Source organism: Rhodanobacter lycopersici (genome assembly GCF_040812335.1).
Classification (GTDB): Bacteria; Pseudomonadota; Gammaproteobacteria; order Xanthomonadales; family Rhodanobacteraceae; genus Rhodanobacter_A; species Rhodanobacter_A lycopersici.
The window spans coordinates 212,608-224,791 of sequence record NZ_JBFOHK010000004.1; the positions used below are offsets into that span (position 1 = coordinate 212,608).

A 12,184-nucleotide genomic window follows, 5' to 3' on the forward strand; every position below is an offset into this window, starting at 1 on the left:
CTGAGGCAACGGTTTTTTCGGCGCTGCCGTAGCGAACAGCGCTCAGGCCATGCCGAACGGCAGGTTCGGCGAACCGACCACGCGCTCGCCCACCGCCTCGCCGCGCACGAAGGCGATTGACGCGGCGATCACCGCGGGTGCGTCCAGCACGCGTCGATGGCCCAGCCCCTGCGTGCTGAGCAGGCGCGCGCCGGGCCAGCAGCGGGCATAGCGCTCGCCCTCGCTCCACGGCACGTCGGCGTCCTCGAGGTCGTGCACGATCAGCGCGGGCTGACCGAGCGCGAACAAGTGGCGATGCACTTCCAGCTGCTCCACGGCGATGCCGGTGCGGCGCAACAGCCAGTCGTAGAAAGCCTGGCGCAAATGCTCGCCGAGGTGCACGAAACGGAAGTAGCGACTGGCTGCGTCGGCCATGTCGGCGGCGGGCGCCACCAGCACCAGGCGGCGCGCATGCCAGTCCTCGTCCTGTGCCAGCACCAGCGCGGCGCCGCCCAGCGAATGCCCCACCGCCAGCGCGGCCTCGCCGTAATGGCGGCCCACGGCACGGATCGTGGCGATGAATTCAGGCAACGTGCACAACTTGCCGCTGCTGCGACCGTGGCCGGGCTGGTCGAAGCTCACCACCGCATAACCCAGCGCGCGCAGCGCTTCCACCCATGGCAGGAAGCGCAGGCCGAAGCTGGACCAGCCGTGCGCCAGCAGCACATACGGTTGGGTGTCCGGGTCGCCCCAGACGTAAGTGGCGATGCGCTCGCCTCCGATCAGCAGTTCACCGCGCAGCATTGCGGCGCCCTCCGGCGCCGCCAGCGCGCGGCTGCGGCTGCTGGCGAACGGCGTGGCAAACAGCTGCGCGGCGCGGTCGGCGGTGCGCTTCGGCGCCAGCCGGCCACCCAGCACGAAGCCGGCACGCAACACGCCGAGACGGAGACGGGTCGAAACGGAAGCGGCATGCGGGGACATGGAGGCGTTCCTCAGGGTTGCCAGCTGCGCCAGAGACGCTCGAAGGCCGCCGCGGTGTGGCGCTGGGCCGCGTCGTAGCCAAACAGGCCGCCGTCGAAGTGCAGGCCGAGCAACAGCGCGTAGATCTCGAAGGCGAGCTGGGCGGTGTCGGTGTCGGCGCGCAGATGGCCTTCGCCCACCGTCTGCGCGATCGCCTTCTGCAGCTCGCCGCGCCAGCCGGCCTGCTGCGCCACCACGGCGTCGTGCAGCGCGCCGTCGCGGCCGTCGTACTCGCTGGCGGCGGAGAGCAGCACGCAGCCACTCTGGTTCTTGCGTGCCCAGATGAACCAGTTCGCCACGATGGCGCGCAAGCGCGGCAGGCCACGCGGCTGCTTCAGCGCAGGCAGCAGCACGTTGGCCATGAAACGCCGCGCGCCCAGGTCGAGCACGGCCAGCTGCAACTCCTCGCGCGAGCCGAAGTGTGCGAACACGCCGCTCTTGGACATGCCCACGCCGCTCGCCAGCGTGCCGATGGACAGGCCTTCCAGCCCGTCACGGCGCGCCAGCACATAGGCGTGGTCGAGGATGGTGTCGCGCGTGGCGGCGCGCTTGCCGGTGGAGGATGCGGTTTCCATGTAGCATAAATAGCACGATCGTTCGTTCTTTTGCAAATCCGCCTCGCACACCACCGCGATCGAGCTTTCCGCGACATGCACCGGCGCAACGGCACGCGCCCCACCCGCGCCTGAACGCATCGCGGGCCGCGCGTCAACACGCACAGGCAAGCCTGCGTTTCCCGTTCTGCACGCCGCCTTCCGCGGCGATCATGGAGAGCACGATGAGTCGCAAGTCTTCCGCCCTGATCCTGTCCGCCGGACTGGCGCTGGCCTGTGCCGGCTTCGCCGCCACGCCCGCGGCGCAAGCTGCGCCCCAGGTGTCGATCGGCGTGGGCGTGGGCATCGGGATGGCACCGCCGCCGCCGCGTTTCGAGCGGGTGCCGCCGCCGCGCGCGGGCTACGTATGGGCGCCCGGCTACTGGGTGTGGAGTCCGCGCATGCATCGCCACGTGTGGATGGGCGGACGCTGGATGCGCGTGCGTCCGGGCTATCGCTACATGCCCGCGCGCTGGCAACGGGGGCCGCATGGCCGCTGGCATTTCAACAACGGCTACTGGGCCCACTGAACGCGCAGCAGAATGACGGCTGGCACTTCCACGTGGGCGTGTGGGTGAACGGCTGAGCCGGGCGTGATCTTTGCGATCGTCCCTGATCGCGGAAATCAAACGGGCGGCCATCCATGGCCGCACTACTCAAGGAAACGGCCCGGCATTCCGGGCCGTTTCGTTTTGCGCGCCATTCCGTGGTGCTCGCTTTTCGGGCCACCATTGGCGTGGTGCCGGAAATCGTTCCCGGCGATTCTTCCGAATCGCAGACGGCGAGACCAAAGGTGGGCAGAATCTGCGGATGCCAGCCACCTCGCCCATCACGGAAGACATCCAGCCCGGCCTGATGGTCGTGCACGGCAACCAGTTGGAAGACCTGCGCGACCTGCTGGTCGCCTGGCTGGCGCGCACGCCGCTGGCGCCGCTGGAAGACGAGCTGATGCTGGTGCAGAGCAACGGCATCGCGCAGTGGTTGAAGTTGGCGCTGGCGCGCCCGCGCGAGGCGGGCGGCATGGGCATCAGCGCGGCGGTGGAGATGCAGCTGCCCGGCAGCTTCCTGTGGCGCGCGTACCGCGCCGTGCTGGGCCGCGACGCGGTGCCGGCGGACTCGCCGTTCGACAAGTCGCGGCTCGCCTGGCGCCTGATGCGCCTGCTGCCCGCCCAGCTCGGCCATGAGGATTTCGCGCCGCTGCGCCACTTCCTCGGCGAGGGGCAGGCCGATGCGACGAGGCCGGATTCAATCAGACTTTTCCAGCTGGCCCGGCAGGTCGCCGACCTGTTCGACCAGTACCAGGTCTACCGCGCCGACTGGCTGGACGACTGGGAGCACGGCCGCGACGTGCTGCGCGACGACCTGCGCGGGCAACGCACGCAGCTGCCCGCGACGCAACGGTGGCAGGCCCGCCTCTGGCGTGCGCTGCTGGGCGACGTGGGCCGTGCCCAGCGCGGCAGCCACCGCGCCGCCATGCATCGCGCCTTCCTCGAACGCGTCGCGACGCTGGAAGAACGCCCCGCCGCGCTGCCCCGGCGCATCGTGGTGTTCGGCATCTCCTCGCTGCCACGGCAGACGCTGGAGGCGCTCACCGCGCTGGGCCGCGTCTGCCAGGTGTTGTTGCTGGTAACCAACCCCTGCCGGCACTACTGGGCCGACATCATCGAGGACCGCGAGCTGCTCAAGGCTGCGCAGCACCGCCACGCCGGCAAGCCCGACCTGCCGGCCGAACCACGCTACGAAGCACTGCACCTGCATGCGAACCCGCTGCTCGCCGCATGGGGCAAGCAGGGCCGCGACTACATCCGCCTGCTCGACAGCTTCGACCGGCCCGACACCTACCGCGCGCGCTTCGCCGCGCTGGGTCGCGACATCGACCTGTTCACCGACCCCGGCCGCGACACGCTGCTGCACCAGGTGCAGCAGGCCATCCTCGATCTCGAACCGCTGCCCGCCGATCCCGCGCAGCGCCGGGCGCTGCAGCCCGGCGACGATTCGCTGCGCTTCCACGTCGCGCACAACCCGCAGCGCGAGGTGGAGATCCTGCACGACGAGCTCCTGGCGCTGTTCGAGCGGGCCGCGCGTGACGGGAAGCCGCTGGCGCCGCGCGACGTGATGGTGATGGTGCCGGACATCCAGACCTATGCGCCGCACATCCAGGCCGTGTTCGGCCGCGTGCCGCCCGGCGATCCGCGTCACCTGCCCTGCAGCATCGCCGACCGTCCCGCACGCGGCGCCGCGCCCCTGCTGGTGGCGCTGGAACAGCTGCTGCGCCTGCCCGAATCGCGCTTCACCGCAGGCGACATCCTCGACCTGCTCGACGCACCCGCGCTGCGCCGCCGTTTCCATCTGGACGAAACCGCCCTGCCCGTGCTGCGCCGCTGGATCGAAGGCGCCGGCATCCGCTGGGGCCTGGACGGCGCGCAGAAACAAAACCTCGACCTGCCGCCGGAGGAACAGAACACCTGGCGCTTCGGCCTGCGCCGCATGCTGCTGGGCTACGCGGTGGGCGACGGCGCATCGCTGGACGGCATCGCGCCCTATGCCGAAGTGGGCGGGCTCGACGCCGCCCTGGTCGGCCCGCTGGCCACCCTGCTCGAACGGCTGGAGCATTACTGGCGCCTGTTCGACGCACCGGCCACGCCCGCGCAATGGACCGTGCGCCTGCGCACCCTGCTCGCCGAGTGCTTCGATGCCGGCCGCGACGACGACGATGCACTCGCCCTGCAGCGCCTGGACGACGCACTGGCCGGCTGGGAGCAGGCCTGCGCGGAAGCCGGCTTCGACGGCGCGCTGCCGGTCGCCGTGGTACGCGAGCACTGGCTCGCCGCGATCGACGAAAGCCGCCTCTCGCAGCGCTTCCTCGGCGGCGCGGTGAGCTTCGGCACCCTGCTGCCGATGCGCGCGATCCCGTTCCGCGTGGTCTGCCTGCTCGGCATGAACGACGGTGACTATCCGCGCCGCCACGATGCGCCCGACTTCGACCTGATGGCGAACCCGAAACAGCAGCGCCCCGGCGACCGCTCGCGCCGCGAGGACGACCGCTACCTGTTCCTCGAAGCCCTGCTCTCCGCCCGCGACACGCTGTACGTGAGCTGGGTGGGCCGCAGCGCGCGCGACAACGGCGAGCTGCCGCCCTCGGTGCTGGTGGGCCAGCTGCGCGACTACCTCGCCGCCGGCTGGCGTCGTGCAGGCGACGACATGCACGACCCCGATGCCGCGAAGCACCTGCTTGCCGCGCTCACCACCGACTACCCGCTGCAGGCCTTCAGCCAGCGCTACTTCGACGCCGCCGGCGACGCGCGCCTGTTCACCTACGCCACTGAATGGCAGCGCGCGCGACAGGCCACGCCCGCCGGCGACCACTTGCCATTGCCGCCCTGGCAACCGGAAGGCGCGCTCGGCCTCGGCCTGCTGCAACGCTTCCTGAAAGCGCCCGCCAGGACCTTCTACGCCGCACGCCTCGGCGTGCGCTTCGACGAGCCCGACGACGCCGACGAGGAGCACGAGCCCTTCGCGCTGGCCGGCCTCGAACGCCACGGCGCCACCGACGCCCTGCTGCGCACCGCCATCGCCGCCGGCGTCGACGCGCTCGTACCCGCCGCGCAACGCCTGCGCGAACAGGGCGGGCTGCCGCCCGGCAGCTTCGGCGCGCTGGCACTGGAGTCCGTCGAGCAGGCTGCGCACGACGCCGGCAACGCCTGGCACGGGCTGGCGGCCCGCTGGCCGCAGGCTGCCGGCATCCGCGAGCTGCAATACGAGGCGCACGGCCTGCGCATCGAGGACTGGCTGGGCGACCTGCGCGACGACGGCGCGGGCGGCCATGTGCGCCTGGTCGCCACCGCGAGCGCATTGAAAAAAGACGAGACCGTGCGTTACGACAAACTGCTCGACGCCTGGGCCACGCACCTGCTCGCCAATGCCAACGCACTCGGGCTCACCAGCTGGATCGCCGGCCCCGACGCCGTGCTGACGCTGCCGCCGTTAGCCCCGGCCACGGCAGCCTGCCATCTCGACGCGCTGTGCGCGGCCATCCAGGCCGGCATGCGGGCTCCGCTGCCCATCGCGCGCAAGACCGCGTTTGCCTGGCTGCAAGCCGCGGCCGACGGCAAGGACGCCGAGACCGCCGCGCGCCGCCGCTACGACCACAGCGAAGGCGGCTTCGGCCACGGCGAGGTGGACGAGGACGCCTGCCTCGCCCGCGAGTGGCCCGACTTCACGCAATTGCACGCCGCCGGCTTCGAGCACTGGCTGCACCTGTATGCGCCGCTGACCGACGCCGTGCGCGGCGCAAGAGACGCCGCATGAGCGCCCCCGCCCCACTGGCGCCACTGCGCCTGCCGCTCACCGGCATCCAGCTGATCGAGGCCAGCGCCGGCACCGGCAAGACCTGGACGATCGCCGCGCTGTACCTGCGCCTGGTGCTGGGCCACGGCGGCGGCACGCCGCTGCTGCCCGCGCAGATCCTGGTGATGACCTTCACCAAGGCCGCCACCGCCGAGCTGCGCGAACGCATCCGTGCGCGTCTCGCCGAGGCCGCCGACGCGTTCCGCGGCCAGCGCGAGGCCGACGACTTCCTGCGCGCGCTGATCGCCGAATATCCCGACGGCGACGCCCGCGCCACCGCAGCGCGACGCCTGGAACTGGCCGCGCAATGGATGGACGAGGCGGCGGTGTTCACCATCCACGGCTGGTGCCAGCGCATGCTCGTCCAGCACGCCTTCGACAGCGGCGAAGCCGCCAGCGAGGAAGGCATCGCCGACGAAAACGCGCTGCTTGCCGAAGCCGTGCGCGACTACTGGCGACGCTTCCTCTTCCCGCTGGATCGCGCCGGCGCCGAGTGGACCGCACGGCAATGGCAGAGTCCCGACGCGCTGCTGCGCGCCGTCAGGCCGCTGCTCGCCAGCGCGCCGGACGCCCTGCGGCTGGACGGCAAGCCGGTGCCAGCCATCGCCGACCCTGCCGATGTGCTGGATGCGGCGACCGCGACGCTGCGCGATGCCGAAGCGCAGGCACGCACCCTGTGGCGCAGCCGCGGCAAGGAAATCGCGCAGCTGATGCGCGACGCGCTGGCAAGCGGCGTGCTCAGCGGCACCAGCTACAAGCCCGCCACGCTGGATGCCGACCACGCCGCTTTCGATGCATGGAACAGCGTCGCCGAGCTCGCGAAAGCCAGGACGCTGGAACGCCACTCCACCGCCAAGCTGGAAAGCGCCACCCGCAAGAACCGGGTCACGCCTGCGCACGCGTTCTTCACTGCCATCGACGCCGTGCTGGCGGCACAGGCGGGGATGGATGGCCTGCAACCGCTGTTGCTCGCCCACGCCGCCACATGGATCGCGCAGCACCTCGACGAGACCCGCCGCGCGCGCGCCGTGCTCGGCTACGACGATATGCTGAAGCGCCTCGACGACGCCCTGCACGGCGCCAACGGCGACGCGCTGACGCGCACCGTCGCCATGCAATACCCGGTGGCGCTGGTCGACGAGTTCCAGGACACCGACCCGCTGCAATGGCACAGCCTGCAGCGCATCTACGGCGGGCGCGACGGCAGCGCGCTGCTCTTGATCGGCGACCCCAAGCAGGCGATCTACGGCTTCCGCGGCGCGGACATCCACACCTACCTGCACGCCCGCGCCGCCGCATCCAGCCCGCACTGGACGCTGGGCACCAACCACCGCTCCACCAAGGCGCTGGTCGCGGCCGTCAACCGGGTATTCGGGTTCGCGGGCGCGCAGCCGCAAGGCGCCTTCGGTTTCGGCGAGGTGCTGCCCTTCGTCGCGGTGGACGCCAAGGGCCGCAGGGAAGTCCTGCAGCTCGACGGCGCCCCCGTGCCGGCCATGCAGATGGCCGTCCAGACGTCCGCCGAGCCCATCGGCATCGGCGCATGGCGCGAGCGCATGGCGAACCACGCCGCGGCGCAGCTGGTGGACTGGCTGGATGCCGCGCAGGCCGGTCGCTGCGGCTTCGCCGGTGAAAACGGCGGACTCGTGCCGCTGCAGCCCGGCGACATCGCGGTGCTGGTGCGCACCGGCCACGAGGCCGACCTTGTGCGCACCGCGCTGCGCAGGCGCGGGCTGGCCAGCGTGTATCTGTCGGACCGTGATTCCGTCTATGCGTCGGCTGAGGCCGCCGACCTGCTGCGCTGGCTGCACGCCTGCGCGCAACCAGGCGCCGACCGCACGCTGCGTGCCGCGCTGGCCACGCCCAGCATGGGACGCAACCTCGTGGAACTCGACCTGCTCGGCCGCGACGAGGCGTACCGCGGAACCTGCGACGAACACTTCCGCCAGCTGCACCTGCTGTGGCAACGCCACGGCGTGCTGGCGATGCTGCACGAACTGCTGCACCGCTTCGGCCTGCCCGCGCGCCTGCTCGCCCGCGACGACGGCGAACGCGCGCTGACCAACCTGCTGCACCTGGCCGAGCTGCTGCAGCAGGCCGCCACCGGACTGGATGGCGAGCACGCGTTGATCCGCTTCCTGGCCGCGCAGATCGACAATCCCGGCAGCGGCGAAGCCGCCGAGGCGCAGATCGTGCGCCTGGAGAGCGAGGCGGCGCTGGTCAAGGTGGTGACCGTCCACAAGTCCAAGGGGCTGGAATACCCCGTCGTGCTGCTGCCCTTCGCCTGCGGCTTCCGCGAGGTGGAGGACAAGGGCCCGATCCGCACCCGCGACAGCGGGGATCAGGTGCAGGTCGATCTCGCCCCCGACGCCGGCGCCGTGGCGGCGGCCGATCGCGAACGCCTGCAGGAGGACCTGCGCCTGCTGTACGTGGCGCTCACGCGGGCGCGCCATGCATGCTGGCTGGGCGTGGCGTGCATCAGGGTCGGGCGCGGGAAGGAATCCGTCCTGCACAAGTCCGCGTTCGGCTACGTGTTGGCAGGCGGCCAACCCGTGGCACCCGGCGATCTCGTGCCTCGCGTGGAAGCACTGCGCGGCGACTGTGCATCCATCTTCGTTGCCACGCTGCCCGAAGTCGCCGACGAGCGGCGTTGCCGGGCCACTGATGCTGCGCCCCTCGTGCGCCCCGCGCGCAGCTGCGCGCTGCCGCCGCACGAGCCCTGGTGGATCGCCAGCTACAGCGCGCTGGCGCATGGCGCCGATACCGCAACGCCGCGTCCCGCCCCCGAGACCGCCGGACAGGCCACGCTCGCCGAGACCGTCGCCGCTGCCGACACCGAATCCGCCAATGCACCAACGCACGGCATCCACGCCTTCCCGCGCGGCGCCGCGCCCGGCACCTTCCTGCACGACCTGCTGGAAAGCTGCGCCAACGAAGGCTTCGCCCGTGCCGCCGAGCCTTCCGCCAACCTGCGCGACACCATCGCGCGACGCTGCCAGGCCCGTGGCTGGCAACTCTGGATCAAACCGTTGACACAATGGCTGCCCGAGCTGCTGCGCACGCCATTGCCGCTGCCCGACAGTGGCGCAATGCCGCTGGCCGCGCTGGCCGACCCAGGCCGCTATCGCGCCGAACTGGAGTTCTGGTTCGAGACGAACCACGTCGATGCCGCTGCGCTGGACCGCCTCGTGAGCACACACACGCTGGATGGCGCGGCGCGCCCGACGCTGCCACCCAATCGCGTGAACGGCATGCTCAAGGGCTTCATCGACCTGGTGTTCGAACACGAGGGCCGCTGGTACGTGGCCGACTACAAGTCCAACTGGCTGGGCCGCGACGCCAGCGCCTACACCGCGGAGACGATGCGCGACTCGGTGCTGCAGAGCCGCTACGACCTGCAGTACGCGATCTACACGCTGGCCCTGCACCGCCAGCTCAAGGCCCGCCTGCCCGGCTACGACTACGAGCGCCACATGGGCGGCGTGCTCTATCTCTACCTGCGCGGCGTAGACGGCGACGGCCACGGCGTGCACCGCGAGCGGCTGCCATTCTCCCTGGTCGATGCGCTGGATCGGCTGTTTGCCACGGGAGGCATCGCGCATGCGGCATGAGGCCTTGTCCACCCTGTTCCACCGTGCGTTGGAACAGCAACGCCTGCGTCCGCTGGACGTGGCCTTCGCGCGCTTCCTCAGCGAGCGCGATGCGCAGATCGCGCCCGCACTGCTGTGGCTGGCTGCCGTGCTCAGCCGGCAGCTCGCCGACGGCCATCTCTGTCTCGACCTGGAACTGCTGCCCGCGCTGGCCACAGAACAGGACTGGCCCGCCGACTGGCATGCGCTGGCCGATTCGCTGCACGAGACCGGCGTCCTGCGCCTGCCCGCCTCGCCACTGCTCGCCGCGAACCGCGAAGGCGAACCGGGCAACGCACCGCTGGTGCTCGACGGCACGCGGCTGTACCTGCGCCGCTACTGGAACCACGAACGCAGCGTGGCGCAAGGCATCCTCGCCCGCGTGGCGCGCGACGGAGCGCCCGCTGCGCATTTCGCCGATGAACTCGCGCGACTCTTTCCGCAACATGCAGGAGCGGCTTCGGCCGCGGCCGGAGCGGAAGGAGCGGGAGGAGCGGGGAGAATCGCGGCTGAAGCCGCTCCTACCGCCGTTCCTGTCGCCGCCCCTGCGGCCAATCCGGTGGATTGGCCGCGCATCGCCTGCGCGCTGGCCGCACGCGGCGCGTTCGGCGTGATCACCGGCGGGCCCGGCACCGGCAAGACCACCACGGTGGTGCGCCTGCTCGGCCTGTTGCAGACCCTGCAACTGCGCGAACACGCGCAGCCGTTGCGCATCCGCCTCGCCGCGCCCACCGGCAAGGCGGCAGCGCGGCTCAACGCCTCGATCTCCGCCCAGCTCGCGCGGCTGGACGTGGACGACGCCGTGCGCGCGACGATCCCCGCCGAAGTCGTCACCCTGCACCGCCTGCTGGGTGCGCGGCCAGACACACGCCGCTTCCGCCACGATGCGCGCAACCCGTTGCACCTGGACGTGCTGGTGGTCGACGAAGCCTCGATGATCGACCTGGAGATGATGGCCGCCGTGCTCGACGCGCTGCCTCCATCGGCCCGGCTGATCCTGCTCGGCGACAAGGACCAGCTTTCCTCGGTGGAAGCGGGTGCGGTGCTGGGCGATCTGTGCCGCCGCGCCGAAGCCGGCCACTACGACGACGCCACCGCGCAATGGCTCAAGGCCACCACCGGCGACGATGTCGGCGCCTTCGTGCGGGGCGATGCGCGGGCGCTGGACCAGCACATCGCGATGCTGCGCACGAGTCACCGCTTCAGTGCCGCCAGCGGCATTGGCCAACTGGCGCGCGCGGTGAATGCGGGCGATGCGCCTGCCGCGCTGTCGCTGCTGGAAGCACCCACGCCGGACCTTGCATGGCAACCCGGGGTCGATGCCGACATGCTGGCGGCCCTGGCCATCGACGGCTCGGCCACGCCGCATGGCGACGACGCTTGCGGCTATCGCCACTATCTCGACTGGCTGCGTGCGCACCGTCCCGCTGCCGCTGCCGGCGAGGCGGCGCATGCGGACTGGGCACGCGGCGCGCTGGAGGCATTCAACCGCTTCCAGTTGCTGTGCGCGCTGCGCCACGGCCCGCATGGCGTGGAAGGCCTGAACCGGCAGCTCGCCGCGGCGCTGCACGCACGCAGGCTGATCGAGAACGAGCGTGACTGGTACGAAGGCCGTCCCGTGCTGCTCACCCGCAACGACTACAGCCTGGGCCTGATGAACGGCGACATCGGCCTGTGCCTGCGCCTGCCCGCCAGCGACGGCATGACAGGCACGCGGCTGGCGGTCGCCTTCCTCGCCACCGCCACGGATCGCGACGGCGGCACGCGGCTTCGCTTCGTCTCGCCTTCCAGGCTCGCCGACGTGGAAACCGCCTGGGCACTCACCGTGCACAAGTCGCAGGGCTCGGAATTCGAGCACACTGCCCTGCTGCTGCCGCCCGAGCCGAACGCCGGGCTGACCCGCGAGCTGCTCTACACCGGCATCACCCGCGCGCGCCGCCGCTTCAGCCTGGTCGGCGGTGCGGCGATCGTCGAGCAGACCATCGCCCGGCGCACGCAGCGCCATTCCGGCCTGGCCGTGCAGCTGCAGGGCTGAGCCGCCTCAGGGCGTGCAGGCATCGCCGGCAGCGAGTGTCTTGTTTGCGAGGCTGCCCGATCCGCTCAGATCCAGCTGCGCGCCGGGCACGGCGGTAGCGTTCTCGCCGGCACCGCTGCCACTGGCGCGGATGCAGGTGCGGAAGCTCAGTGCCGCGCCGGGCCGCAGCTGGCCCTGCTGGCCGAAGCTGACCACGTCCGCCGTACTGGCGCTGATCGTCACTCCGGGACGCGTCGCGCCGGTGCGCAGCAGGATGTTGCCCGCGGCATATGCCGTGTTGGCCGAAGCCGCGCCGGCCGGATAGGTGTAGACCAGCCAACCCGCGTCCCAGGCCGAGCCATCCGCAGTGCAGTTGCCGCCGTCGCTGCTGGGGCACAGCGAGACCAGCTGACCGCGGTTGATCGCCTCGGCGCGCGCATAGCGCAGGTCGGCGAGCAACGCATTGCTGGCCGAGCTGACCCGGCTGCGGCGGATCGTGTCGCGGAAGCCGGGCACTGCGACCATGATCAGGATCGCCAGCACCGCCAGCGTCACCACCAGTTCCACCAGGGTGAAGCCTCGCGTCGTTCTCTCCATGCGCATCA

7 protein-coding genes are annotated in these 12,184 nt (G+C 71.3%); 4 read left to right on the plus strand and 3 right to left on the minus strand.

What is annotated here, in order from left to right; genetic code table 11:
- Positions 1-42 precede the first annotated feature (42 nt).
- Both ABQJ54_RS14885 and ABQJ54_RS14890 read right to left on the minus strand, forming a co-directional pair.
- Positions 43-960, minus strand: coding sequence for an alpha/beta fold hydrolase (locus tag ABQJ54_RS14885; RefSeq protein ID WP_367855101.1), 918 nt, complete (start codon positions 958-960; stop codon positions 43-45).
- An 11-nt stretch (positions 961-971) separates the two neighbouring features.
- Positions 972-1,574, minus strand: coding sequence for a TetR/AcrR family transcriptional regulator (locus tag ABQJ54_RS14890; RefSeq protein WP_367855102.1), 603 nt, complete (start codon positions 1,572-1,574; stop codon positions 972-974).
- Between the two features lie 203 nt (positions 1,575-1,777).
- On the opposite strand from ABQJ54_RS14890, the gene ABQJ54_RS14895 reads away from it, so the two are divergent.
- The 4 genes from ABQJ54_RS14895 to recD all read left to right on the plus strand — a co-directional run bounded on the left by ABQJ54_RS14895 (position 1,778) and on the right by recD (position 11,600).
- The gene (locus ABQJ54_RS14895) at positions 1,778-2,122 is read left to right on the plus strand and encodes a hypothetical protein (RefSeq protein ID WP_367855103.1); all 345 of its coding nucleotides are present in this window, start codon (positions 1,778-1,780) and stop codon (positions 2,120-2,122) included.
- A 280-nt stretch (positions 2,123-2,402) separates the two neighbouring features.
- Positions 2,403-5,900, plus strand: coding sequence for an exodeoxyribonuclease V subunit gamma (gene recC / locus ABQJ54_RS14900; protein ID WP_367855104.1), 3,498 nt, complete (start codon positions 2,403-2,405; stop codon positions 5,898-5,900).
- Positions 5,897-9,547, plus strand: a complete 3,651-nt coding sequence (recB, locus tag ABQJ54_RS14905; RefSeq protein ID WP_367855105.1) for an exodeoxyribonuclease V subunit beta — start codon at positions 5,897-5,899, stop codon at positions 9,545-9,547. The genes recC and recB overlap by 4 nt, the downstream gene beginning before the upstream one ends.
- On the plus strand, positions 9,537-11,600 hold the full coding sequence (gene recD / locus ABQJ54_RS14910) for an exodeoxyribonuclease V subunit alpha (RefSeq protein ID WP_367855106.1): 2,064 nt from the start codon (positions 9,537-9,539) through the stop codon (positions 11,598-11,600). Before recB ends, recD begins: the two co-directional genes overlap by 11 nt.
- A 6-nt stretch (positions 11,601-11,606) precedes the next feature.
- Here recD and ABQJ54_RS14915 read toward each other — a convergent pair whose 3' ends face one another.
- Entirely contained in the window at positions 11,607-12,176 is a 570-nt protein-coding gene (locus tag ABQJ54_RS14915) for a GspH/FimT family pseudopilin (RefSeq protein ID WP_367855107.1), read from the minus strand.
- Positions 12,177-12,184: the final 8 nt, after the last annotated feature.